Origin of the sequence: Sphingomonas parapaucimobilis NBRC 15100 (assembly GCF_000787715.1) — a bacterium.
Classification (GTDB): domain Bacteria; phylum Pseudomonadota; class Alphaproteobacteria; order Sphingomonadales; family Sphingomonadaceae; genus Sphingomonas; species Sphingomonas parapaucimobilis.
Map to the genome: position 1 here is coordinate 22,657 of NZ_BBPI01000068.1, position 25,210 is coordinate 47,866.

Annotated in this window: 17 protein-coding genes and 1 pseudogene; 11 read left to right on the plus strand and 7 right to left on the minus strand. The window is 65.1% G+C overall.

Annotation, left to right across the window (positions count from 1 at the left end; genetic code table 11):
* Window positions 1–96 precede the first annotated feature (96 nt).
* A complete protein-coding gene (locus SP5_RS11670) occupies window positions 97–1,263 on the plus strand; it encodes a nucleotide sugar dehydrogenase (protein ID WP_042488751.1) in 1,167 nt (388 codons plus the stop codon).
* Between the two features lie 157 nt (window positions 1,264–1,420).
* Here the strand turns inward: SP5_RS11670 and SP5_RS18795 are convergent, their stop codons facing one another.
* Together SP5_RS18795 and SP5_RS11675 are read right to left on the minus strand one after the other, a co-directional pair.
* Window positions 1,421–1,714 (minus strand): hypothetical protein, encoded by a 294-nt coding sequence (locus tag SP5_RS18795; protein WP_167334705.1) that lies wholly within the window; start codon window positions 1,712–1,714, stop codon window positions 1,421–1,423.
* Window positions 1,715–2,087: 373 nt separating this feature from the next.
* Complete coding sequence (locus SP5_RS11675) at window positions 2,088–4,652, minus strand: TonB-dependent receptor domain-containing protein (RefSeq protein ID WP_052811518.1); 2,565 nt, start codon at window positions 4,650–4,652, stop codon at window positions 2,088–2,090.
* Window positions 4,653–4,882: 230 nt separating this feature from the next.
* Here SP5_RS11675 and SP5_RS19145 point away from each other — a divergent pair, with 230 nt between their 5' ends.
* Together SP5_RS19145 and SP5_RS11680 are read left to right on the plus strand one after the other, a co-directional pair.
* Window positions 4,883–5,185: a hypothetical protein gene (locus tag SP5_RS19145; protein ID WP_157013693.1), complete on the plus strand. Its 303-nt coding sequence runs from the start codon at window positions 4,883–4,885 to the stop codon at window positions 5,183–5,185.
* Between the two features lie 158 nt (window positions 5,186–5,343).
* Window positions 5,344–5,748, plus strand: a complete 405-nt coding sequence (locus tag SP5_RS11680) for an ankyrin repeat domain-containing protein (RefSeq protein WP_042488754.1) — start codon at window positions 5,344–5,346, stop codon at window positions 5,746–5,748.
* A gap of 248 nt (window positions 5,749–5,996) precedes the next feature.
* On the opposite strand, the gene SP5_RS11685 is transcribed toward SP5_RS11680, so the two are convergent.
* Complete coding sequence (locus SP5_RS11685; RefSeq protein WP_042488757.1) at window positions 5,997–7,169, minus strand: glycosyltransferase; 1,173 nt, start codon at window positions 7,167–7,169, stop codon at window positions 5,997–5,999.
* A 556-nt stretch (window positions 7,170–7,725) separates the two neighbouring features.
* Here SP5_RS11685 and SP5_RS11690 point away from each other — a divergent pair.
* Together SP5_RS11690 and SP5_RS11695 are read left to right on the plus strand one after the other, a co-directional pair.
* Window positions 7,726–9,015 carry a PKD domain-containing protein gene (locus SP5_RS11690; RefSeq protein WP_052811519.1) on the plus strand — a complete coding sequence of 430 codons (1,290 nt, stop codon included), beginning with the start codon at window positions 7,726–7,728 and terminating at the stop codon, window positions 9,013–9,015.
* 246 nt (window positions 9,016–9,261) lie between these two features.
* Entirely contained in the window at window positions 9,262–10,788 is a 1,527-nt protein-coding gene (locus SP5_RS11695) for a glycosyltransferase family protein (RefSeq protein WP_052811520.1), read from the plus strand.
* 52 nt (window positions 10,789–10,840) lie between these two features.
* Here the strand turns inward: SP5_RS11695 and SP5_RS11700 are convergent, their stop codons facing one another.
* Both SP5_RS11700 and SP5_RS18800 read right to left on the minus strand, forming a co-directional pair.
* Window positions 10,841–13,918: a TonB-dependent receptor domain-containing protein gene (locus SP5_RS11700; protein ID WP_157013694.1), complete on the minus strand. Its 3,078-nt coding sequence runs from the start codon at window positions 13,916–13,918 to the stop codon at window positions 10,841–10,843.
* A 461-nt stretch (window positions 13,919–14,379) separates the two neighbouring features.
* Window positions 14,380–15,037: pseudogene (locus SP5_RS18800) on the minus strand (transposase).
* A 209-nt stretch (window positions 15,038–15,246) separates the two neighbouring features.
* On the opposite strand from SP5_RS18800, the gene SP5_RS11710 reads away from it, so the two are divergent.
* The gene (locus SP5_RS11710; RefSeq protein ID WP_167334706.1) at window positions 15,247–18,249 is read left to right on the plus strand and encodes a ligand-binding sensor domain-containing diguanylate cyclase; all 3,003 of its coding nucleotides are present in this window, start codon (window positions 15,247–15,249) and stop codon (window positions 18,247–18,249) included.
* 37 nt (window positions 18,250–18,286) lie between these two features.
* Window positions 18,287–18,505, plus strand: a complete 219-nt coding sequence (locus SP5_RS11715) for a DUF5818 domain-containing protein (RefSeq protein ID WP_042489002.1) — start codon at window positions 18,287–18,289, stop codon at window positions 18,503–18,505.
* 6 nt (window positions 18,506–18,511) lie between these two features.
* Here SP5_RS11715 and SP5_RS11720 read toward each other — a convergent pair whose 3' ends face one another.
* Complete coding sequence (locus tag SP5_RS11720) at window positions 18,512–19,447, minus strand: DUF808 domain-containing protein (protein ID WP_042488767.1); 936 nt, start codon at window positions 19,445–19,447, stop codon at window positions 18,512–18,514.
* Window positions 19,448–19,526: 79 nt separating this feature from the next.
* On the minus strand, window positions 19,527–20,399 hold the full coding sequence (locus SP5_RS11725; RefSeq protein WP_042488769.1) for a LysR family transcriptional regulator: 873 nt from the start codon (window positions 20,397–20,399) through the stop codon (window positions 19,527–19,529).
* Window positions 20,400–20,514: 115 nt separating this feature from the next.
* Here SP5_RS11725 and SP5_RS11730 point away from each other — a divergent pair, with 115 nt between their 5' ends.
* The 4 genes from SP5_RS11730 to SP5_RS11745 are packed head-to-tail and all read left to right on the plus strand — an operon-like array spanning window position 20,515 to window position 25,186.
* A complete protein-coding gene (locus SP5_RS11730) occupies window positions 20,515–22,572 on the plus strand; it encodes a malate synthase G (RefSeq protein WP_174435538.1) in 2,058 nt (685 codons plus the stop codon).
* Window positions 22,572–23,141 (plus strand): gamma carbonic anhydrase family protein, encoded by a 570-nt coding sequence (locus SP5_RS11735; RefSeq protein ID WP_042488776.1) that lies wholly within the window; start codon window positions 22,572–22,574, stop codon window positions 23,139–23,141. The genes SP5_RS11730 and SP5_RS11735 overlap by 1 nt, the downstream gene beginning before the upstream one ends.
* Before the next feature lie 9 nt (window positions 23,142–23,150).
* Window positions 23,151–23,861, plus strand: coding sequence for a response regulator (locus tag SP5_RS11740; RefSeq protein ID WP_042488779.1), 711 nt, complete (start codon window positions 23,151–23,153; stop codon window positions 23,859–23,861).
* Entirely contained in the window at window positions 23,858–25,186 is a 1,329-nt protein-coding gene (locus tag SP5_RS11745; protein ID WP_042488781.1) for an ATP-binding protein, read from the plus strand. Before SP5_RS11740 ends, SP5_RS11745 begins: the two co-directional genes overlap by 4 nt.
* The last annotated feature ends 24 nt before the right edge of the window (window positions 25,187–25,210 follow it).

A 25,210-nucleotide genomic window follows, 5' to 3' on the forward strand; every position in this document is an offset into this window, starting at 1 on the left:
TGCGATTGCCGCGCCGCTTGTGCATGGCGCTAGGGACATGTCGCAAATACAGGCTGACGGACGGACCGATGCGGCCTGCCCATCCGGGGATGTAGAATGAAGATCGCTGTTTTCGGCCTCGGCTATGTCGGAATGTCCAATGCGGTGCTGCTCGCCCAGCATAACCGCGTCGTCGCGGTCGACATTTCGGCCGAGCGCGTGGCGATGGTCAATGCGCGTACCTCGCCGATCATCGATGCCGAATTGCAGGATTTCCTGACCGGCCGCACGCTGGACCTGACGGCGACGACCGACGCTCCGCACGCGCTGGCGGGCGCAGATTACGTGATCGTCGCCACGCCGACCAATTACGATGTCGACACCGACAGTTTCAATACCTCCTCGGTCGAGGCGGTCATCACCCTCGCCAAGACCCACGCGCCGCAAGCCACCGTGGTCGTCAAATCGACCATCCCGGTCGGCTTCATCGACGATGTTCGCGCGCGGCTGGACACGAGCCAAGTCGTCTTCAGTCCCGAATTCCTGCGCGAGGGCCGCGCGCTCTACGACAATCTCCACCCCTCCCGGATCATCGTCGGCGAACAGTCGGAGCGGGCGCGCATCTTTGCCGACCTGCTGGTCCAGGGCGCGGAGAAGCAGGACATTCCCGTTCTGTTCACCGGTACCCGCGAGGCCGAAGCGATCAAGCTGTTCGCCAACACCTATCTCGCGATGCGCGTCGCCTTCTTCAACGAACTCGACAGCTATGCGATCGCCGGCGACATGGACACGCGCCAGATCATCGAGGGCGTCGGCCTCGATCCGCGCATTGGCACGCACTACAACAATCCCAGCTTCGGTTATGGCGGCTATTGCCTGCCCAAGGACACCAAGCAGCTGCTCGCCAATTACACGAGCGTGCCGCAGAATCTGATCCGCGCGATCGTCGACGCCAATCGGACCCGCAAGGATTTCCTGGCCGACCGGATCATCGCCAAGAAGCCCAAACGCGTCGGCATCTTCCGCCTGACGATGAAGGCGGGTTCGGACAATTTCCGCCAGTCCTCTATCCAGGGCATCATGAAGCGGATCAAGGCCAAGGGGATCGAAGTCGTCGTCTTCGAGCCCAGCCTGGCCGAGGACAGCTTCTTCGGCTCGAAGGTCTACCGCGATCTCGCAGCATTCAAGCATGATAGCGACGTGATCATCGCCAACCGCAACGATGCTGAACTGGCCGATGTCGCGGAAAAGCTGTTCACCCGCGACATTTTCGGGTCGGACTGACCGATCGGCCCCCCGCGGAGCGGGCGGCCTTCCAATCGATACACTCCTCCCCTTCAGGGGTGGGGCGGTTCCACAAGCGTATCGCCCGGTAGAGAGGCCCCACCCCAACCCCTCCCTGAAGGGGAGGGGCGCAGCTTCGCTCACGCCCGGTTTTCCATCACCGACAGATCCGCACCCGCTCCCAGCCGCGATATTCGGTCCAGCAGTGGCGATAGGGGCGGTACGGCCGATGATAGGGCCGATATCCATAGCCCGCATCGCGCCAGCCATAGCCTCCCTCGTACCCACCCCAGCGCGGCGGGGGAGGGGGCGGTGCGGGCGGCGGCGGTGGCGGCGGAGGTCCCCAGCCCGGAGGCGGTGGAGGCGGGGGCGGACCCCATTCCTGCGCACTGGCATTGGCACTGAAGCCCAGCGTTGCGATCGCGAGCCCGGCGACAACAATACGCGTCACTTTCATGACTGGTCCCTCCATGCCCACCACCGGGCATGACACAGATTTATAACGACCTGTGCTTCAGGAGGCTGAACGCGGTTGTTCGCTGCCGTTCAGGAAGGGCTCGCCCAGCGTAACCGCTTACCCCGTCATTGCTTCGCTGCACTCGCATTGAATGCCTAAATTTCCAACGGATTTTGTCATCTGACGGCCGAAGGCGTTCTCTAGATGAAACCGGGAAAGACCTCGGCAAACGGCCGGGCCTGGGCGCGTTGCTCGTCTGTCGGTTCGGGGCCATCGGACACGGCATCCACATCATCCTGGATGCCCGGCCTGTCCGCGTGCCCCATGTCCCTATCCATGCCGTTCGATCCTGTGCTCTTCGCAGTCCTCAAAACAGTTTCCGCACCCCCACGCGGACCGAGCGGCCGAGCGGATCGATATAGGCGGGCTGGAAGCGGTTGGGGGTCTGGCCGTTGCGGTCGGTGACGTTGATTCGGTCGTTCAGCAGATTCTCGACCGCGAAATCGACATTCAGTCCCTTGGCCCAGGGTTTCTTGATGACCTTCTCCATGCGCACGAAGCTGTAGAGGACCAGCCAGGTCCGCCCCGAAAAGCGCAGGTCGGAGGCGGCGATGTCGCTGCGGATGCGGGTCGGCCCCTGCAGGCGACCGTAAACCCCCAGATTGAACAGGCCGTAGGAGAAATGGCCGTTCAGATCGACGTCCCAGCGCGGCCGCCCGCCCGTGCCGCTGAGCGTCGCGCCGTCGAGCAGGTCGACGGCCGGGCCGGGTCTTCGCAGGGTCAGCCGATCCTCCAGCCGGTAATTGGTCGTCGCCGACAGCCATAGGGAGGGGCGCGGCTTGGGTGGAGGGGGCGGGGGTGCGGCCTTGGCGTCCGTGCCGGGCGAGGGCGGGAGAGGGGGCGGCGGGGTCTTGCCCAATGTCAGTTGCGCGTTGATGGTCAGGCGCAGCTTGCGCTCGCGCTCGAACGCCAGGTTGACCGGGCGCAGGTCGACGCTGACCAACTGGCCGAGCGCATCGCGCACGAACAGATCGGGAAAGACCCGCTGGAACGCCGGGGTCGCCCCGCCCAGCGAGGCCGCCTGGTTGGCGATCCGCGTGTCGACATAATCGGTGCTGAGCCGGATCTCCTTGTCCTTGATCGGCTGAACCGCGATGCCCAGCGTCGTGACCCGCCGCTTTTCCGGCGCCAGGTCGGGATTGCCCCCGAAGATGGCGGTGACGAGCGTGCTGCGCCCGGTAACATAGTCGAAAAAGGGCGTGTTGGGCGTCGCTAGGACCGGCGCGACCAACTGGGTGACGGCGGGCGCGGCCTGCGCGACATTGATCGAGGCGTTGAGCTGGACCGGGCGGAACGGGGTCCAGTTCAGGCCGAGATTGGAGGTGTTCAGCCGTCCGAAGTCCGACACCTGCGACACGCCCGCCATGGCGTTCAGCTGCATCTCCCCCAGAAAACCCAGCGAGCCCTCGCGCGCCGAGGCGATCGGCACATTGGCGTTGACGCTGGCCCCGCGCATCGTGCGCCCGATCCCGTCGGTGGGGAGCGACAGGTTGGAGCGCGCTTCGCTGTCGATCCGCGAATAATCGGTGGTGACGGTCAGCATCGCCTCGCCCGCGGGCATGCGGACGAGGGGGCCGTTGGCGGTCGCCTTGACCCCGATCGTGTCGGACACCACCCGGCTGCGGTTCCGGTCGCGCCGCGCGGCGGTGACGGGATCGATCGCTGCCATAGGGTCGCCGCCCGCCGCGATCGACGCTTGAAGCGCCTCCAGCGGAACCCCGATCTCGGACGTGCTGCGCGACACCATCCGGTCGTAATTGCCGGTGATCGCCCAGCTCCAGCGCCGGACATCGCCGGTCAGCGTGCCGCCCGCGTGCAGCGCCATGCTGGTCGTCCGCTGGCGCAACACGCTGTCGGGCAGATAGCGATAGAGCAGCGTGTCGTTGGCGAAGGGGAAATTCCCCAGCCCACCGGGTACGCGCAGCAGCGCGGGAGCCAGACCGTTCAGCCCCCTGGTCTGGATCGCCTCCATCGAGACCATCAGCGAGCCCGACACCGTCTTGGTCAGCGGCGAGGCGATGCTCGCTTCGCTATGGATCGTGTCGGTGAGCGGCTGGAGCGTGCGATAGGGGCCGAGATCGGTGACCCCGGCCGGGCTGTTCCCATAAGCCGCGAGCGTCCCCCGCGCGGCCGGATCGACCGGCACGCCCGCCAGCGTGATGCTCCGACCCGCCAGCATATCGAGCCGCGGGTTCACGCTGGCGCCGTTCACCCCCGTCACATTGCCGGTGGTCGCGAACAGCGTGTCGGGATCGGGCACGATGGCGCGCTGGCTCTGCGACACCGGATTTTGCCGTAGATGCGAGACGTTGAAGCTCAGGCGGCGCGGCCCGTCGATCCGCGCCGAGGTGACTTCGCTATATCGGGTGCCGCCCCCGCCCTCGGTCGTCACGCCGGGCAGGAGATGGACCGTGACCGCGCGGAATGTCTTCTTGGTGATGAAGTTCATCACCCGGACATTGGGCGGATAGCCGAAGCGTGCCGCCTCCTGTTCGGGCAGGACCTCGATCCGCTCCATCGCCTCATAGGGCAGCGACTGGAACTCGGCGAAACCCGAGACGCGCCGCCCGTTGAGCAGCATCACCGGCTCGCCCCCGCCCGACGAACTGGTCAGTGCCTTCACCTTCTTCAGCAGATCGGCCAGGTTCGTCGCGCCCAGTGCCTCCAGCGCTTGGGCATCCAGCACCGCAACCGGCGCGACCGCGCCGATGACCGAGCCGGGGATGCGCTTGCCGGTGACGGTGACTTCGGGGGAGGGCGGTTCGGAGGGCGGGGCCTCCTGCGCGTAAATGCCAACCGGCATCGCCAGACCCAGGACGATCGCCGTCCACGCCGCACTCGTATGCAGGCGCGCCCTCCCCTTGAAACGCATCGTCAAGCCACTCCCATCGCCGACGTGAATTTTTTTATACTGTGGCGATCATGTCACAATTAAGGCTGAAAACGCGGCAAGTGCCGTGTTTCGGCAGGACTGAATTCCGAAAGAACAAAGACCTTCAATCGTGACGCCATAACTGACGACGAAATAGAGATTTTCCTCCGCATATTGATTGCATGGAAGGATCACGCCCCTAAAATGGCCGATAGGAAGAAGCGCCTGCGATGAGCATGAATGCCGCCGTCAGAGTGGGCGATCCGGTCGGCCACAGTGTCAGCCAGAGCCTGTTCGGCGAGGCACAGGCCGCGCGGGCGGCCTATGCCCCTCGGCGAATGCACCCCGCCGCCCGGCTATCGCAACGCTGCGCCCGAAGATTTGCAACGGCTGCGTGTGACGGAGGCCATGCTGGAACATCCATCGATCCTGCCACGGGCGTACCCATGGTCGCTTTCAAAGGCACGACGAGCGGCGCCGACTGGATGCGGAACTTTTATCAGGGGGCGGGCAATATGCCGCCATACGCGTGATCCATCTTCACCTTATGGACCAGGTGATCCTTGCGCTTCAGCTTGGACAGGGCGGTGTCGCATTGGATCTTGTCACGAACGGATGCGGATAGGGAGTGATGCGGCATCATGCGGTGATGATCTCGATCATACTGACAACGGGGTGTTCGGGAGAGGGTATGGCGAGCAATAAGGCCGGGGTCCAGCCCATGCTGGGGGCTGTGATGCACTCCAAACCGGACGAGGTCCGGCGGTTGGCGGAACAAGGCATTGGCCTGAACGAGCGCGACCCGGCTAATCAAAGCACGCCGATGATCGCGGCGGCCGAGACGATGCAATGGGGCATGGTCGAGGTGCTGATCGATCATGGCGCCGATATCTGGGCATATGATCAATTCGGCATCACCGCCGCCCAGCAGACCGAAACCAGTCGGGTCGTCCCCGGTTCGAACGAGGACCAGGCCCGGCTGCGCGTGATCGCCAAGCTGAAGGCCCGTGGCTATCCCTTTCCGCCGCCCAAGAGCGACGAGGTGCTGGAACTCGTCAGGAAAGGCCGCTGGCCACCGGCGGGAACGCGGTCATGAGCAGAATGCAGGGCGTGGATATCCTTTGCCCGAGGGAAGGTCCGACCGGTCAATGCTGGTGCTGACGGTGCCCCCCAATGTATCGGGGATCGCTCCCAATCATGTGGTGACTCGTGGAGCGCTGCCCGGTGAGGGACAAGGCCCCCCGATATTGCCTGTCGACATGGCTGCGCTCTAACCCCGGTTCCACGCCATGCTGGAGACGCTGCGGCCGACGTGAGGAAAGGCGAGCGCCGCCCCCGTGTCGGTCAAAGCTGTGGGGCAACCGGCTCGGCGACGAGCGGGGCGGGGCCGGAAATCAAGGCCGCGCGACGGCGCAGGACGCTGTGCATCACCCGGATATAATGGTCCGCGCCGTACTCGATGGTGAAGCGCCGCGCCTGATGCAGCGTGCGGCGGGCATCCTGGGTCCGGGGCTGGGCGGCTGCGATCGCGGCGGCAAAGCCTGCCTCGTCGCCGACCGGGACCAAAGTGCCCAGCGCGCCGTGCTGCAACAGCGCGCCCATCGAGCGGCTGCAATCGGTGGCGACGATGCCGATATTGGCGGCCAGCCCCTCCAGGATGACCGCGGGCACCCCCTCATAATGCGAGGATAGCAGCAGCGTGTCGTATCCTGACAGAAGTCCCGCCGGATTGGTGACATAGCCCCGGAAATCGACCCGGTCGCCGATCCCCAGCGAGGCAGCCAGCCCCTCCAGTGCCGCACGCTCCGGCCCCTCACCGAACACGGTCAGCGTGTCGTCGGGCGCGCTGCCACGGGCAAAACCGCGCAACATCAGCGCCAGGTTCTTCTGCGCCGCCAGCCGCGCTATGGTGACGAAGCGGCGGCCTGGGCCACCTGGTCGATCACTCGCCGGCTCGCGCAAGGACAGGATATGCCCCTCGGACAGGGCCGGGTCGGGGATGATCGCGACGCGCGCGGGCGACACGCCGACGCATTGCACGATCTCCGCGCGCATCGGCTTTTCCATGCCAACGAAATGGTCGATCGCCAGCCCCTGGATGCGCAGCCATATCCGGTAGAAGACCCGGTAAAGCCAGGACGCATCGACACGATCGAGATTGTTGCTGATCTTGGCGATGATCGGCGGACAATCGCGCCCCAGTATCAGCTTCAGCATAACCGCGACGACGGCATAGGTATTGCCCGCACAAAACAGGATGTCGGGGCGCAGTGCGCGCACGACGCGCGGCAGAGTGGCGATCATCCAGATCGTCTCCCAATGCGCGATCCCCGGCCAGCGCCGGCGGGGGCTGACGAAGTCCAGATCGGCACCGACATCACGGGTCATCGCGCCGTCGGCCCGCCCCAGGAACAGCGGCGCATCGACACCACTCTCCCGCCAGCGCCGCACCAGGCGCAACGCGATCCGCTCGACCCCGCCGGGCTCGAAACTATGCAGGAAGGTCAGGACGCGCAAAGCGCCTCACGCCCTGTACAAAACCGATATCGCCCGGAATTCCCGCCCATAATTCGGCCCCGATAGCATAACCTTCGGTAAAAACGATACCCTATCGTGACGTATTCGACATGGTCGGGGGCGCCAGATACCGCTCGCCTTGCATCCGGCAGGCGGCGGGAAGATCAGCCTGCCAAGCGCCGCACAAGCATAGCTCAGCGCTCGATACCCCATCCGCAATGATTTTTGCGATGAACGCCTTGAAAAGGTACAAATATCGTCAAGCGACAAATACCCTGTCATGCAGTCCCACCGGCATCCATTATGGTAAAAAGCTATATTGTTATGGCTCCGAATTTCCTCTGATATGGACATTGTTCAGATCGTCAGCATCCAGACTATACGTACGATGCGACGTCCCCTATGGGGCAGATGAGGGACAGCCTTTACAGGGGGAATAATATATATGCCGAAATGGAAAACGTTTTTCTTAGCCGGGAGTATAACATTAACTGCGATGCTCGCAGGATGCGGGGGTGAAGGGGGTTCGAACAACGGAAACATACCCGTAATAACCGTGCCCACACCCACTCCGACGCCAAGCGCCACATCGACACCGGCCCCGACCAACACGGTTCCGGTCGCCAATCCCGGCGCCAATCAGAATGTTCTGACCAAAACGTCCGTCACACTCGATGCCAGCGGCAGCGTCGATGCCAATGGCGACGCCTTGACGTATAAATGGGCACTCAAGTCGCGCCCGTCGGGCAGCGCCGCGGTCCTGTCGTCCGCGACGGACGCAAAGCCGACCTTCACGGCCGATGTCGCCGGGACCTATATCGCGACCTTGATCGTGAACGACGGCAAGGTCGACAGCGCGCCTGTCGATGTCACGATCACCGCAACCGTTGCCAATGCGGCACCCGTGGCCAATGCGGGACCGGATCAGAACGTCAAAAACGGCACGCTGGTCACGCTCGACGGCAGCGCCAGCAGCGATGCCAATGGCGATGCCCTCACTTATCAGTGGACCATGGATGCCCGTCCTTCGGGCAGCGCGGCGGTCCTGTCGTCCGCCACGGCCGCAAAGCCGACCTTCACGGCCGATGTCGCGGGCAATTATGTCCTGTCGCTGATCGTCAGCGACGGCGCGCTGAAAAGCGTGGCCGACAGCGTGACGATCACGTCGAGCCGGGCGAACGCCGCGCCGGTTGCCAATGCAGGAAAGGACCAGAATGTCCTGACCGGGGCGACGGTCACGCTGGACGGACGCGGCAGCAGCGACGCCAATGGCGACACGCTGAAATATGACTGGAACCTGACGTCAAAGCCTGCCGGAAGCAGCGCGGCCCTGTCGACGAACGCGCAGGCGGTCACCAACTTCGTCGCCGACAAGGCGGGGACCTATGTCGCCACGCTGGTCGTCAATGACGGCATTGTCGACAGTGCTCCCGTCACGGTGGCGATCACCGCGGTGGCGCCGACCCTGTCGCTGTACCGCGTCGACATCTTCTCCAATGAGCTGCTGAAGCTGCCTTATACCAGCTCCGCATCGATGCAGAAGTCGCAGACCTGCACGGGGTCGGGCTGCGCGACCACCGTCACCGTCGACAAGTTCCGGTTCGTTGCCAATGGCGGCAACTTCACCATCCAGAATCTGACGGCGGTCAACCTGACCACGGGTTCGAGGGTGGCGGCCTCCTTTGCAGGCCTGCAAAACGGCACGGTGATAGCGAACGGACAGACGGTCAATTTCAGCCTCGAGTCCGATTTCACAAGGGGGCAGAGCGTCAACCTGCGCTATGAGTTCACGATCAAGGAAACGGGTGACAAATTCTCCTATACGGTCGAGCTGAAGACCAACTGATCGCCGCAAGGCTATCGGATCAGGGCGGGGGTTACCCCGCCCTGACTTTATAGGGGCATGGGATCATCTCTGTCTCGCGCCGGAACGGTCCGGCGCTCGCCGGAACATCCCGAGCCGACCGGGGCGGAACCGCGCCTCTATCCGATTTCGACCATGCCTATGGGCCTGACGGGGAACAGGCGACGCGCAACCGCCCGCGCCATTTCTCCTTGCCTTTGCCCGTAAAGCGACCCACCCGCGCGTGGTATGAGCACGGGACAACAATGGGGACAGGCGCGGGGGCAGGGCGGCGTCCTGCTGGTGCTGACGCTGGTCGCGCTGGTGGTACGGGCGCGAACCTTTGGAAATCCGGTCATCGGCTTCGACGAGCAATTCTATCTGCTGGTCGGCGAGCGCATGCTCCACGGGGCTTGGCCCTATATCGATATTTTCGACCGCAAGCCGATCGGGCTGTTCCTGCTATATGCGGGGGCGCGGTGGCTGGGCGGCCTGTTCGGAGAGGCCGGGTTCCTCGCCTATAAGCTGGTCGCGACCGGCTTCGTCATCGCCACTGCCTTCGGCATCCAGCGGGTGGCGCGCCGCTTCACGGGGCCGGGCGCTGCGGTCGCGGCGGCGATCCTCTATATCCTCTGGCTGAACCTGATGGAGGGAGAAGGGGGACAGTCGCCCGTCTTCTACAACGCGCTGATGCTGATCGCCGCGAGCGCAGTTATGCGCGTGGTCGAGCGGCAGGGGCGGCTGTTACCGTGCGGCTTGGCGGCGATGGCGTCGGTCGGCGTCGCGCTCCAGATCAAATATTCGGTGCTGCCCGAGGGTGTCGTCTTTGGCTGCATCCTGTTGTGGCAGGGCTGGCGCGCGCGGGCGGCACCGGTGCGGCTGGTGGGTCTTGCGCTGATCTGGGTCTCGCTGGCCTTGCTGCCGACCCTGATGGCGTTTGGTGTCTACGCCGCAGCGGGACAGGGGCAAGCCTGGCTTTTCGCCAATTTCCTGTCGGTCGGTGGACAGGCGGCGCGGCCACTGGCCGACGAGTTGGAAGGGCTGGTGACCTGCCTTGGCATCTTGTCGCCGCTATTGCTGGTGATCGGCTTCGGGCGGCCGTGGCGGCATGTCCCGGCAGAGCAGCGCGAGGGGTTTCATTTCCTGCTCCTCTGGCTGGCGGTCGCGAGTGCGGCGGTGCTGCTCTATGGTCGCTTCGGCAGCCCGCATTATGCGCTGCCCATTATCTTACCCGCCGTGCTGGTCGCCGCGCCCGCGCTGGCCCGCTGGCGGCGCGGTGGGACGGTGGCGTTCGTCCTCGCGATCTTCGCGGCGGGGCAGATCGTGCTGGCGTTGAGCGAGCGGACCAAGGGCGGCGCGGCCGAGGCGAACGCGGTCGCTCAGGCCGCCACCCCGGCGCGCGGATGCCTCTATGTCTATGACGGCTATCCGGCGCTCTACATGCTGACGCATAGCTGCCTGCCTTCGAAATGGGTGTTCCCCGGCCATCTGAACACGCAGGACGAGGCCAGCCGCGCCGCGATCGGCGTTGATCCGGTCGCCGAGATCCGCCGTATCCTGGCGACGCGGCCCGGCGCGATTGTCGACGACTATCCCCGCTTCGCCTTCGGCAACCGCGCGACGCGGGCCGTGCTGCACGAGGTGCTGGCGCGCGACTATCATCTTGCGGCCTGTAGCCCCACTGGGCCGAGCCGTGTGCGGCTTGTCTATCGGCCGGGGCCAGGCAGGGTTCCGGATGATTGCCCAAGCGCCAGCACGCTGGCCGCGATCCCATAAAAAATCCCCGCCAGCGTGGCTGGCGGGGACAGGCATTGCATCGCGTCTCGGATCAGAAGTTCGTCGTGACCGAAAACTGGATGTAACGACCGTAGATGTCGTAGAAATTGACCGGCGAATTCTGCCAGCCGTTGATCGAATAGGTCAGGGCACCGCCCCGCGCCGGGATGATCGGCGGGTCCTTGTCCAGCAGGTTGTTGATCGTCACGCCCAGCGTCATCCGCTTGGCGATGTTCACGTTCGCCGCCAGGTCGAAATAGCTATAATTGGGGATACGTGCGAACGTCTTCTGGGCCTGGGTGCGCAGCGTGCCGCTCTCGGTGGCCGAGATATAGCGCCAGTTCAGCGAGAGCTGGAACAGGCCTTCCGCGCCCGTAAAGGTGCCGCGCAGATTGTGACGCCACTTCGGAATGGGGTTGCCCACGCCGTCACCGAAATAGCCGACACTGCCCGACTGGTTGGCGACCGACGCCGCGCTGGTCACGAGACCGCCGTTGAAGTCGGTGGCGAAGGTGCCCGAGGCGACCGGCAGGTCATAATGCGCCTGGAAGTCATAGCCGGTCGTGCCGGTCTGGTTCGGCACGTTGAGCACCATCGAGCTGACGAAGCCTGAATTCGGGTTGTTGATGCTGCCGAACAGCTTGCCTTGGCCATTGCGTACGAACTGCTGACACGAGATCCTGTTCAGTTCGGTGGGGTCCTTGGCATAGCCGAGGCAGTTGGCATAGACGCTGTCCTGGTCCAGATCGACGATCTGGTTGGTGTAGCGGATCTCGTAATGATCCACCGAGAAGCTGAACCGCGGCAGGAAGCGCGGGGTCAGCACCAGGCCATAGGTCAGGGTGTTGGCGGTCTGCGGCCCCAGCTTGGGGTCCACCGCGCCGAAGCGGTAGATACAGCCTTCCTGCGGACAGTTCAGGTCGGCGCTGCCATAGGTCGATGGCTGGAAACCGGGCTGCAACGCGCAGATTTCCTTGCTGGCGACCGGGGCACCCCCGTTCGGATTGGCGCCGCAGGGGTCACGGAAGTTGATGTTGCGGCCGTAGTTGATGTTCGATGTCGCCTCGAAGACATTGGGTGCGCGCGAGGCGAAGTTGCGCGCCACGCGGAACCGGATATCGCGCGTGGGTGCCCAGGTGCCCTCCAGCTTCCAGGTGCTGAAGAAGGTCCGCGACGACGTGCTGTAGTTCGACGCGCGATACCCACCGCTGAAGCCCAGCAAATGGGTCCAGGACTGGTCCTGGACCAGGGGCAGCTGGATTTCAGTCGCCAGTTCCTTGGCCGTCTGCGTCCCCCGTGCCGAGGAGGAGGGGTTGGGTGTGTTCTGGATGATGCTGTTATAGGCGGCGCTGGTGAAGTTGGTGGCGATGTCACGCCGGATTTCCGCACCAAAGCTCACCTGCATGCCGTCGGTCGCGAGCGGTGAGCGGATACCGTAATGGCCGAGATCACCGCTGATATTGGCCTGGCCGTCCAGGAAATAGCGGACGTTCCGGGTGGGACCGTTCGGTGCCCACTGGAAGATATAGTTGTAGGAGGCCCGATCGCTGTTGCCACCCTGGAAGATGTCCAGCGGCACGCAGTTCGGATCGGTGCCGTTGACCTTCGACACGCAGGTCGGCACGCCGTTCACGTTGACGACGTTCAGCGCTTTGGCGATGTTGTCGAGCGAGGGGTCCCAGTTGCGGTTGATCGCGCTCTTGAGCAGCGCCTTGGCCCAGACGCCACCGACGTCATAATGCCAGGCTCCGCCAAAATCGCCCCGCACGCCCAGGGCTGCACGGTTGTAGAACTGCTGGTAATCGATGGTCTGGGTCGGCAGCTTCGCAAAGCGATAGCCGAAGTCGATCGGGACGGTCGCCGAAGTACCCGCTGCAGCGCCGCAAAGGGTCTGCGCCTGCTGGGCCGACATCAGCGGGTTGTTGCAGTTCAGCTGATACCCGCCATCACGCGCCTGGATTGGCGCGGTTGCCGGGCTGTAGGTGCCCTGGCTGCGGTTCTTGGTGTACATGTAGCTGCCGTACAGCTCGGCCCAGTCCGTCGCCTTGAACGACAGGAAGCCGCCCGCATTGTACCGTTCGTTGCCGCGCAGCATCTGGTAGCTGCTGTCCATCCGGTTCTGGCGATCGGTCGTCGCGTCTTGGGTGTTGTTGAAGGGCCGGAAGGTGCGGCTGCCGTCACGCGCATTGGTGAACATGGCACCGTCGTTCAACCGCTGGATCACGCCGTTGGGCGAATAGAGCGTGGTGTCGCAGCTCAGCGCGCCGTCGATACCGGCCTGAAGCAGGTGACAGGCCTGGGTCGAGCGCGACGTGTAGGGCAGGTTGTCGGTGTGGCGATAGCTGAAATAGCCCGACAGCGACAGTCGGTCGTCGAACAGGCGCGTGCCCGCCGTGACGTTGATGGTCGCGCGCCCCCCGTCATTGGTCATGCCCAGCGGATAGGCGAAGCCGCGCGACTGCGCGGTGTCGGTCACGATGTTGCGACGGTTGAGGTGATTGAAGAAGCCGTAATTGGCGTCGACCTGCACCCCCTCGAAATTCTTCTTCAGAACGAAATTGACCACGCCGGTCAGTGCGTCGGGGCCGTAAACGGCCGCGGCCCCTCCGGTCAGGACATCGACGCGCTGGATGAGCGCGGGCGGGATCGTGTTGATGTCGGCGGAGACCTGACCGCCCAGGCGCATGCCGTCGAGCAGGATCAGCGCCGCGCCGCCGGAACCACCGATATTGCGCAGGTTGATGCGTCCGGTGCCGTTGCCTTCGTCATCGGCCTGGGGCGCGTAGGGCACGACCTGCGGCAGGCGGTTCAGCACGTCCTCGACGTTGACCGCACCGCTTAACTTGATCTCCTGCGCGGAGACGGCCTGGATCGGCGCGGCCGAGGCGAGGTTCGGATTGACGATGCGCGAGCCGGTGACGACGACGTCACCCGATGCCGTATCGGCGCCCTGGGCCTGACCGCGGGCATCCGACTCAATATCCTCGCGCTCCGCATTCTTGCGGCTCTCGCTTTTGGCGGCGTCGTCCGTCGATTGCTGCGTCTGCCCCTGGTTCGACTGCGCCGCGGCCGGGACGGTGCAGATCGCCATCACTGCACTGGTGGCGAACAAAAATCCTATATTTTTCATGTACTCCCCCTTGATAAACTTGATGATTGCGCTCCGCTCGTTCAGCCGGATCGGCTTATCTTTGCCGATGTCATCGGCCGCCAATTCTGGTGAACTCACTTGACGATATTGACGGATTTACCGCCTCCCCCCCCTCAGGATAGCGAGCACGCTTGTTTAACGCTTTTACTCTAAGGGTCATGCTTGCAAGAACAGGGCATGATTTTCAATGGTACACTACCTTTGAAGGCTCACAAGAACCTGTGGCGCCACATAAAATATTGAGAAGTAATGATTTAAAAATTAAGAGAAGATGAAATACTTATTGGTACTCGAATTGATCGTCAATTGGTATGATCATAAACGGCGTTCCATTTGGGCAGATGACGGTTACGCCTGGATGATCGGACAGGGGCGTGCCCCGCGGGATGGTGCAGCTTTGGCGGCGTACCCGCACCGATCTTCCGGCCAGGCCGGGATGGTCAGGCTGCCATGGCTGGCAGCGAGACGGCTGGATCATCGCCCAATCGCGCGACACTCTCCAGCATCAGGGAGCGGCTCCGCTGGACTGCCCATTCATCGTTCTGCTCGAGCAGTAAGGCGCCGACGAGGCGTGTAACGGCCTCCTCGTCGGGAAAGATGCCGACCACGCCGGTGCGCCGCTTGATCCCAAAGTTCAGACGTTCGAGCGGATTGGTCAAGTGCAGCTTGATGCGATGCTGCGGTGGGAACGACATGTAGACCAGCACGTCCCGCCCGCCGTCGCCGTTCACACCAATCGCGATGGTGATCGCCACCAAGATGATGCGGCCCGCTTGCCGCACCTTCAGGTACGTTGCGTCCACCCAAACATAGGCCAGTCGCCCTTGATGGGCCGGTCGAGGAACGCCGGCAGTAACTGCCCTTTCGCAAGCGTGGTATGCGCAGTTCGACCGTACCGGCGCGGGTTTTCCGGTCGCGCGCCCAGTAGCCATTCCGATCCGCGAGACGATCTGCTCTTCTTGCCGGAGCCTGCACCGGTCAGGCCGCCGACGTCCATGCCCATCAAATGTTGCGCGGCAAAGCCGTTATCTTGCGCAGAAAATCTGCATCCGCGCTCTTTTCCAACAGCGCCTGCAGGTTCATCGCATCGTCGGTCATCGGAATCTCCGTCGATTGAGTGTCGCAACTCGAACCTGTTCCAAGACCGCAGATGGCCGCCCTGCAGTTACATCGCCCCACGGAGCATGACCGATAGGGCCGATCGACGCGTTGATCGAAATTAATATCCTTTTATGGAACCATTCTTAGAAGGGGCGCGGGATGATGATTTGATGCGCTTCCGATCCTTCGGTGCCGCTGCCCTTTTATTGCTCCTGTGTCTGCCCGCCATGGTCCGGGGAGAGGCACGCAGCGATCCGTGGGCAGCATGGCAATGGGCCAGCTTCACGCGGCTTGGCGATGCGGTGCGCCTGCCGCACATCACCGCGACGGCAGTCGTGCGCGCCAGCGACGGGACCATGTGGATCGGCACGCGCGGCGGTCTGATCCGCTATGACGGGCAGCGTGTCCGTAGCTTCAAGGCCTTGTCGAGCGATCCCTTTTCGCTGCCGGATAATTATGTCCGCTCGCTTTTGGCGCTGCCCGATGGCGGGCTGTTGATCGGCACCAATGTCGGAGGCCTGGCGCGTTACGAACCGGCAAGCGATCGATTTATCCGGCTGAAGGCCCGGAATGGACCGACCGGCAGCCGCATTTTCGGCTTTACCCCGGATGGATCGGGCGGGGCCTATATCGCGTCGGACGGGGGCGTTCATCACTTTATCGCCAAGGCGGATCAACTCGACGCCATGGCAGGCTTGGCGATTCGGTCGCCCGACGGCCGGCGAGAGGGCGCGTTCGCGGTGTATCGCGATGCGGATGGCACGCTTTGGGCGGGGTGCGAGGGCGGACTGTGGGTGCGACCTGCCGGGGCCGGGCGGTTCCAGGCGACATCGCTCGTGGATGCCGCGGACAGCCGTGACATCTGGTCAATCCTGCGCGATCGGCACGGGCGGCTATGGGTCGGGACAGGTTCGGACGGCGTCTACCTGTCGCATGATCGGGGCGTTACGCCACGTTTTTCACAAATCCCTGTATTGCGCGGTTCCGCCCCCCTGATCGGGCACCGAACGATCAGGGCGATCGCCGAAGACGAACGGGGGCGACTGTGGGTTGGCACCGATGGCATGGGGATCGTGCTGATCGATCCCAGCAATCATTTCTCGGTGACGGCGATCCGGCATCTGGGCGCAAACCCGATGTCCCTGCCGGGTGATACGGTGCGCGCACTGGCGCTGGACGGGGCGGGGGGCGTCTGGGCCGCGACGGAAATGGGCGCGGCGCGGACGCAGGGGCTGGGCGGTGGAACGCTGCGTATCGGATCGGCGATGCCTGATCCGCGCATGTCGCTGTCGGACGACAATGTTCGTGGGATCATGGTCGACCGGCATGATCAGGTCTGGCTGGGTCTGAGCAACGGGACCGTGGACGCGCTCGACCGAAAGGCGGGGCGGGTTCGTCGGCTGACCCTGAACGGTGAGCATGGCGGGCAGGATATCAAGGCGCTGCTGGAGTCGTCGGACGGCACTATCCTGGTCGGCGCGCGCGGGGTCGTCGCGATCGATCCGCGCAGCCTGTCCCAGCATGCATTGACCGTGAACGGGCTCGGCGACCTTCCGGTCATCTCGCTGGCCGAGACGCCCGATGTCCTGTTGATCGGCACCTACAAGGGCCTGTTCGTTCGACGGCGCAGCGACGGACAGGTGCGGGTGTTCGAACATGATGCCGCCGACCCGCACAGCCTGCCCAACAACGAAGTCATCAATATCGTCACACGGCCCGACGGCAGCGTGCTGGTGGCCACTCCCGGCGGTATCGGTCATCTCGATCTGCCAAGGGGCAAGTTCACCAATTTTTCCAGCCGGTCGCCCAGGCCGGGCAGCTTGCCGCAGGACTATGCCGGTTCGATCATTCCGGCCGGGCGCGAGATATGGGTGGGAACCTATGGCGGCGTAGCCCTTGGCCAGGCGGCGGCAGGTGGCTGGCGTTTCCGTGCGATTGGGGAAGCGCAGGGGCTGGCAGGGGACAATGTCGCGTCCCTTGTCCTCGACGCCCGGCAACGTCCCTGGGTCGCGAGTGCCGGGGGTATCTCGGTCATCGATCCGGCGAGCCGCAATGTGCGGGTCATGAGCCAGCGCGATGGATTGAGCGCCACGGCGTTCAACCAGCGGGCGGCGGCGCGCATGGCGGACGGGTCGCTGCTGTTCGGTGCTCCCGATGGGCTGATCGTCTTGCAACCCGATATCCTGCTGGGGCGGCTGAGCCGTGCCCGTCCGGGGCCGTTGATCGTCAGTTCGGCGGATATCGACGGCCATGCGCTGGCCGTGGACTCGGCCGTCAAGGCGCTGACGCTGCGCTGGGGCAAGGACGGGCGGACCCTGCGGATCGGCTTTGCGCTGGCCGATTACGATGCGCCCGAGACGATCCGCTACGGCTATCGGTTGGATGGGTTCGACGAGACGTGGATGATGGTGCCTGCGGGCACGCCTGCCAGCGCGACCTATACGAACCTTCCGGCCGGCACCTATAGCCTGGAACTCCGGGCCTATGTTCCGGGCTTGGGCGCACGGATCGTCGAGCGTCGCGTCGAGATCACCGTCGATCCGCAATGGTATGAAAGCTGGTTCGGACGGATCGGGCTGGCCATGCTGTTCGCATTGTTGCTGGGGGCGACCTTCTGGCTCATCACCACGGTCGTCCGCCGTCGCGCGCGAATGCTGGAGGCCATGGTCGAGGAGCGGACGAGCGCGCTGCGTACCGCCAATGAACAGCTCGACCGCCTGGCCAGCACCGATCCGCTGACCGGACTGGCCAATCGCCGGACCCTGATGGTCGCGCTGCAGGATGCACGTGACCAGGCGATTGCACAGGATCATCGCTTTACCTTCGCACTGATCGATATCGATCATTTCAAGCGCATCAATGACGGTTATGGCCATGGCGCGGGCGACGAAGTGCTGGTGCGGATGGCGGCTCGCCTCCTGAAGGGCGTAAAGTCGAACGATGTCGTCGCTCGCTATGGCGGCGAGGAAATCGCGATCCTTTTTCCCGGCGCAACGCTTGATGGCGCGATGGGCATCGTCGAGCGCTTGCGGCGGGAGATCGCCAGCACCCCGCTCCTGGTCGGCAGCCAGGCGATCACCGTCACGTTCAGCGCTGGCGTGACGGAGTGGCGTCCTTGCGAAGACGTGGCGGCCATGATCCGTCGCGCCGACGCTGCGCTCTACGAAGCAAAGCGCAGCGGACGGGACCGGGTCGCGCGGGCGGCCTGATCCGGAACCCGTGCAGGCCTGTCAGCATTGGATGACCATGACGACGAACGATAGCGCCGACACCACCCCATCGCTCGTCTGGAGCGGTCGTCTGGTCCGGCGAGGCGGTGCCTTTGTGCTGGAAGGTGATGACGGCAAGCATCTGGAACTGCGCCTGATGCGCGTTCCCATCGACCATGTCGGCAAGTCGGTGGCCGTGACCGGCCACCTGCTGACCCCGGATGTGATGGAGGTCGACGGCGTCCGGGCCGCGTGACCGGGCTTAATGCGCCTTCTTGCTGGGGATCAGGTGCAGCACGCCGACGATGACTGCGCCGATGACGAGGCCGACAATGGCCGAGCCGATTGCGCCGACCAGCCACTCGGCCACCGCACCGCCGACGGGCAGCGCCTCGCCCGCATGATGCGCGGTGCCGTGGATCAGATGGGGCAGGGTGGTCAGCCCGAATTCCTCCATGCCGTGGACGATGATCCCGCCACCGACCCAGACCATTGCGGCGGTGCCGACGATCGCCAGCACGCGCAGGACGACCGGCATCGCTTTGACCAGGCCACGCCCGACCGCCTGCGCGGTCGCATTGTCGCGACGGGCCAGATGCAGGCCGATATCGTCCATTTTCACAATGGCGGCGACCACGCCGTACACGCCCACCGTGATCGCGATGCCGACGAGCGCCAGGGCGATGGCCTGGGTACCGATCGACAGGTCGGGCAGTTCCGACAGGGCGATCGCCATGATCTCCGCCGACAGGATCAGGTCGGTTCGGATCGCGCCGGATACCTGGCGCTCCTCCAGCTGCCTGGCGTCGACCGGCGTGGCGTCCTCCGCCTGGGCATGATGGCCGGTCAGTGTTTCGAGGATCTTCTCGCTCGCCTCGAAGCACAGGAACGCGCCGCCCGCCATCAGGATCGGGGTGATCGCCCAGGGGGCGAAAGCGCTGAGCAGCAAGGCGGCGGGCAGCAGGAAGATCAGCTTGTTGCGCAGCGAACCCAGCGCGATCTTGCCGATGATCGGCAACTCACGTTGCGGGGCCAGCCCGACGACATAGCGCGGGGTGACGGCGGTATCGTCGATGACCACGCCCGCCGCCTTCGCGCCCGCCCGCGCCGACGCGCCCGCGACATCGTCCAACGATGCCGCCGCCAGCTTGGCGATCGCCGCGACGTCGTCCAGCAATGCGACCAGACCACCTGCCATCGACCCGTATCTCCCTAAACCCTGTTGGTCCGTGCCTAGAGGCTCCGCTTAGCCGATGCACGGGAAAATGACGGGGACGTCATGTCATCCATGCCGTATCGCGCCAGACCTCGCGCAGATGGCCAAGCAATGCGGGTACGGCCATGGGCACCCCCGCCGCCGCATGGACCGCCCAGATCCCGACCGCTGCCGAGCCTTCGTGGCCGGGCAGAACGCGGCTCAGCCGTCCATCCGCCAAGGCGTCGCCGACGTCCCATAGCGAGCGAAGCGCGATCCCCGCACCGCCAAGGACCAGTTCGCGAACCACTTCACTGGACGCAGTTTCGACACGGCTCTCGCCGTTCACCGTCGCGCCCGTCAGTCGCCAGGGAAACTGGCCCTGGGCGGCCAGCAGCGCATGGTCGGCAAGATCCGCAATGCTTCCGGGCGTCCCGGCTCTGGCGAGATAGGCCGGGCTGGCGCACAGAACCCGCCGGTTGTCGGCCAGTCGGTGGGCCGCCAATCCGGAAGGCGGCGTCGCGGTGATCCGGATCGCCAGATCGATACCGCCGTCGATCATGTCGATGAAAGTGTCGGTCAGATCGAGCCGAAGCCGTATTGCCGGATAGCGATCGAGGAACGGGGTCAGATATGGCGCGATCCACATTCGACCGAACGACGTCGGCGCACTCACGCGAAGCGGACCGGCGGGGTCGCCGTCATGCTGCGTCACCCGAGCCTCGGCCGCGCGAAGCCCGGCAATTAGCGGCGCGACCTCCGCATGAAAGGCCGCCCCGGCCGTGGTCGGGGCCAGACGGCGGGTCGTACGGTGCAGCAGCCGCACCCCCAAACGGCTCTCCAGCCGGGCGATCCGCTTCGACGCCATGGCAGGCGACAGGCGCCACAGACGCGCCGCACCCGCCAGGCTGCCCTCGCGAACGACGTCGACGAACAACGCGATATCGGGGTCCATTCGTTCCTCCAGCGATCGACAGCTGTTCGATTATCTGACTACCGGAGTAAATGGCGATGCCCTATCATGCCGGTCATAAGGCAAGAGGAGAGTTTCGATGCTTCAGGAGAGCCGCATGATCGACCGCCATGGACTGTCCGTCGCGCCTGCTCTCGTCCGTTTCCTGGAGGACCATGCCCTGCCCGGCAGCGGCGTCGATCCGGATCGTTTCTGGGCCGGGATGGCCGATATCGTCACCCGCCTTGCCCCCGAGAACGACGCCCTGCTGCGCCGTCGCGACGCGCTGCAGGTGCAGATCGATCACTGGTATCGACAAGGCGGCGCACGCGATGGAGCGGCGCAGCGGGCCTTCCTGACCGGGATCGGCTATCTGGTTCCCGAGCCCGCGCCCTTTACCATCGCGCCGAACGATGTGGACGAGGAGGTCGCGTCGCGCGCCGGGCCGCAGCTGGTCGTGCCGATGCTCAATGCGCGCTTCCTTCTCAATGCCGCCAATGCCCGCTGGGGCAGCCTGTACGACGCGCTTTATGGCACCGATGCCATCGCGCCGGTTTCGGGCGCGACCGGCTATGACCCGGAGCGCGGGGCGGCGGTGATCCGTTGGGCGCGGGGATTTCTCGACGAGGCGCTGCCGATTGCCGGTGGCTGGAACGACGTGCCCGACCTTGCCACGGCCGTCGAGCGGCTCGAAGATCCGTCGCTGTTCCGGGGGCGGAGCGAGAAGGGCTGGCTGTTCCGCCATCACGGTTTGCACATCGAGGTCGTGGTCGATCCCGCTCACCCCATCGGTCGCACCGACGCGGCCGGGATCGCGGACATCGTGCTGGAGTCGGCACTGACCACCATCTGCGACCTGGAAGACTCGATCGCGGCGGTGGATGCCGAGGACAAGGTCGCTGGCTATGCCAACTGGCTCGGCCTGATCGACGGCACGCTGTCGGCACAGGTCGAAAAGGGCGGTCGCTCCATCACGCGAACACTGGCGGCCGACCGCCAATATCGCGCGCCCGACGGCACCGCCTTCGCGCTGCCCGGACGCAGCCTGTTGTTCGTGCGCAATGTCGGCCATCTGATGACCACGCCCGCGATCCGGCTGGCGGACGGTCGCGAAGCGCCCGAGGGCATCCTCGACGCGATCGTCACCAGCCTGATCGCGGCACGGCGGGAAGGCTCGATCTATATCGTCAAGCCCAAGATGCACGGGCCGGAGGAAGCCGCTTTTGCCGACCGCCTGTTCGACGCGGTCGAGGACATGCTGGGCCTTGCCCGGCATCGCATCAAGATCGGTGTGATGGACGAGGAGCGGCGCACATCGGCCAATCTGGCCGCCTGTATCCATGTCGTGAAAGACCGGATCGTCTTTATCAATACGGGCTTTCTCGACCGTACTGGCGATGAAATCCATACCGCGATGCTGGGCGGCCCGGTGGTGCGAAAGGCAGCGATGAAGGAATGCGACTGGATCGCGGCCTATGAGGATCGCAACGTCCAGATCGGGCTGGCCTGCGGTTTTTCGGGCCGCGCGCAGATCGGCAAGGGCATGTGGGCGGCCCCAGACCGGATGGCCGACATGCTCGCGCAAAAGGGTGCGCATCCGCGATCGGGCGCCTCGACCGCCTGGGTGCCATCGCCGACCGCGGCTACCCTGCATGCCACCCATTATCACCGGATCGACGTCGCCGCCCGTCAGGCCGCAAGGGCCGCCGAGCCTGTCGCATCGCTCGAACGGCTGCTCACGCCGCCTATTGCCAAGGCACCCGACTGGTCGGCCGAAGAGGTCGCGGCCGAACTCGACAATAATGCGCAAGGGCTGCTCGGCTATGTCGTGCGATGGATCGATCAGGGAGTGGGGTGTTCCAAGGTCCCCGACATCCACGATATCGGCCTGATGGAGGACCGGGCGACGCTGCGCATCTCGTCGCAGCATATCGCCAACTGGCTGCATCACGGCATCGTCACCGCCGATCAGGTCGAGGAAGCACTGGCGCGCATGGCGGCCAAGGTCGATGCGCAGAATGCGGGCGATCCGCTCTACCGGCCGATGACGAAGGACGGCCTGGCGATGCAGGCGGCCCGCGCGCTGATCTTCGAGGGGGTGGCGCAACCCAATGGCTATACCGAGCCGCTGCTCCACCGCTATCGTGCGAAGGCCAAGTCAAAGGAGACGGCCTGATGCCGCTTCACGCGTTGGAAGATCGTCACCCCGTCGTCCACGATACCGCCTGGATCGCCCCCTCGGCCGACGTCATCGGCGAGGTCGTGCTGGGCGAACAGGTCAGCCTGTGGTTCGGGGCGGTGATCCGCGCCGATAACGGCCCGGTCCAGGTCGGCGCGCGGACGAATATCCAGGACGGCGCGGTCCTTCATTCGGATCCCGGCAGCCCGCTGACCATCGGGGCGGATTGTACCGTCGGGCACCGGGCGATCCTGCACGGCTGCACCGTCGGTGAGGGGTGTCTGATCGGCATGGGGGCTATCGTGCTGAACGATGCGGTGATCGGGGCGGGGTCACTGGTCGGCGCAGGCGCGCTGGTCACGGAGGGAAAGGCGTTTCCACCCGGCAGCCTGATCGTCGGTGCGCCAGCGCGCGCCGTCCAAGCGCTGGATCCCGACCAGATCGCGCGGCTGCGTGCCTCCGCCACCGGCTATGCCGAACGCGGTCGGCTTTATGCCGCAGGGCTGACGCGGCTGGACGCGGATCGGCCGGGCGAAGACGTTGACGCGCGGACGGGACCTGCCTAGCCAAAGGGGGTGACGCCGCCCACCATCCTGATCGTCGAGGACGATCCCGCCCTTCGGACCCTGACCGCACGCGCGCTTCAGGAGAACGGTTTCGCCGTGAAGCTGGCCAATGCCGCGCCGGAAATGTGGCAGGCGCTGGAGGTCGGGCAGATCGACCTGATCCTGCTCGACATCATGCTGCCCGGGACCAGCGGCATCGACCTGTGCCGCCAGGTGCGCCAGAAAAGCGCGGTTCCCATCATCTTCATCAGCGCCAAGGGCAGCGAGGTCGACCGGGTCGTCGGGCTTGAACTGGGCGCGGACGATTATCTGGCCAAGCCCTTCGGGACCCGCGAGCTGGTCGCGCGCATCCGCGCCGTCCTGCGTCGCGGTGGGCTGGAGAACACGCCGGGCGAGCGCGAGGCCGGGATATTGGGCTTTGACGGCTGGACCGCGAACCTTCCGCGCCGCGAGCTGATGTCGCCCTCGGGCGCGCAGGTCGAGTTGACGGGGGCGGAATTCGACCTGCTCGTCGCCTTTCTGGACAATGCGCAGCGCGTCGTCGCGCGCGAACGGCTGATTGAATTGTCGCGGGCGCGGATCGGGGACAGCCCCGACCGCAGCATCGACGTGCTGGTCAGCCGCCTGCGCCGGAAGCTGTCGGGGGCGGGCGGGGCCGCACCGATCGTCACGGTGCGTGGCGTCGGCTATATGCTGAACGTGCCGGTAGAGCGGCGGTGATCCGCCCTTCGGTCGGCCTGCTCGGGCGGATCGTCGCGATCCTGCTGCTGGCGGTCACGATCGAGTTCGCGGTTTCGACCTATCTCTACGAACGCGCCAGCCATGTCCTGGTACGTGACGACGAAGCCCGGCGTCTGGCCGGGCATCTGATCGTCGCCCGTCGCGTCCTGAACGAACGGCCAGCTGGCGAACGCCCCGAGGTGGCGGGTGAGTTGACCACCGATCGCTATATCGTCAGCTGGTCGTCCTCCGCGCCACCGCGGCCGAAGATCGCCCCGGCGATGGACAGTATGCAGCGCCAGATCGTCGACTGGGAGCCGTCGCTGGCGGCAACCGACATCCATTTGCGGCTGACTTCGCCTGGGCGGACCTCGGTCGTGTCGGGTGATCTGCGACTGGATGACGGATCGCTGCTCAGCTTTCGGATGCGCGAGGGTGTCCGGACACTCGATCTCGCACTCGGTCGGGTGTTGCTCGCGCTGATCCCGGCGATCGCGCTGATGCTGCTCAGCGGTGCGCTGATCGGGCGTATCCTGCACCCCTTGCGGATGCTGGCGCGCGCCGCCGACAAGCTGGGTCGGGGGCAAGGCGGGCAGGGGGCGGCGCTGATCGTGCCGGAGCGCGGGCCGGGCGAGGTTCGCCACGTGACCCGAGCCTTCAACCGGATGCAGGCGCGCATCGGACGACTGATCGACGAACGCACCCGCGCGCTGGCGGCGGTCGGGCATGACCTTCGCACCCCGCTGGCCCGCCTGCGCCTGCGTGCGGACTCGATCCGCGACGACGAGGTGCGCGAGGCGATCGGCACGGACATCGAGGAGATGGAGGCGATGGTCTCCTCGCTCCTCGCCTTTCTGGGCGGGGACGGGGATGTCGAGCAGCCCGAGCTGACCGACCTGGCGATCCTGTGCGCCAATCTGGCCGACGACGCCGCCGATCATGGCCGCGACGTCCGTTATGTCGGGCCGGACCATTTCGATTGCCGCCTGCGCCGTTTCGGCATGAAGCGCGCCCTGACCAACCTGGTCGAGAATGCGCTGCATTATGGCGAGCACGCGGTCATCACCTTGCGCGCCGATCCGGGTGATGATGTTCGCATCCGGGTCGAGGACGACGGACCCGGCATTCCCGACGAATCGCTGGAACTGGTGCTGGAGCCATTTGTGCGGCTGGACACCGCGCGTCGCCGCGACACGGTGGGATTTGGTCTAGGATTGTCGATCGTCGCCCGCGTGGTCGCCGCCGAGGGCGGCGAGCTGACCCTCGCCAACCGGCCCGAAGGCGGGCTTTGCGCAGAAATTCGCCTCCCGCATTGCCGGACATGATTTGTCACGCACTCGCTGCACGGC

Bases quoted from the DNA above. Each gene is read 5' to 3' on its own strand.
- SP5_RS11670 (WP_042488751.1), top strand. From the start codon at position 97: ATGAAGATCGCTGTTTTCGGCCTCGGCTATGTCGGAATGTCCAATGCG.
- SP5_RS11675 (WP_052811518.1), bottom strand. From the start codon at position 4,652: ATGCGTTTCAAGGGGAGGGCGCGCCTGCATACGAGTGCGGCGTGGACG.
- SP5_RS19145 (WP_157013693.1), top strand. From the start codon at position 4,883: ATGAGCATGAATGCCGCCGTCAGAGTGGGCGATCCGGTCGGCCACAGT.
- SP5_RS11680 (WP_042488754.1), top strand. From the start codon at position 5,344: ATGGCGAGCAATAAGGCCGGGGTCCAGCCCATGCTGGGGGCTGTGATG.
- SP5_RS11695 (WP_052811520.1), top strand. From the start codon at position 9,262: ATGAGCACGGGACAACAATGGGGACAGGCGCGGGGGCAGGGCGGCGTC.
- SP5_RS11700 (WP_157013694.1), bottom strand. From the start codon at position 13,918: ATGAAAAATATAGGATTTTTGTTCGCCACCAGTGCAGTGATGGCGATC.
- SP5_RS11715 (WP_042489002.1), top strand. From the start codon at position 18,287: ATGACGACGAACGATAGCGCCGACACCACCCCATCGCTCGTCTGGAGC.
- SP5_RS11720 (WP_042488767.1), bottom strand. From the start codon at position 19,447: ATGGCAGGTGGTCTGGTCGCATTGCTGGACGACGTCGCGGCGATCGCC.
- SP5_RS11725 (WP_042488769.1), bottom strand. From the start codon at position 20,399: ATGGACCCCGATATCGCGTTGTTCGTCGACGTCGTTCGCGAGGGCAGC.
- SP5_RS11730 (WP_174435538.1), top strand. From the start codon at position 20,515: ATGATCGACCGCCATGGACTGTCCGTCGCGCCTGCTCTCGTCCGTTTC.
- SP5_RS11735 (WP_042488776.1), top strand. From the start codon at position 22,572: ATGCCGCTTCACGCGTTGGAAGATCGTCACCCCGTCGTCCACGATACC.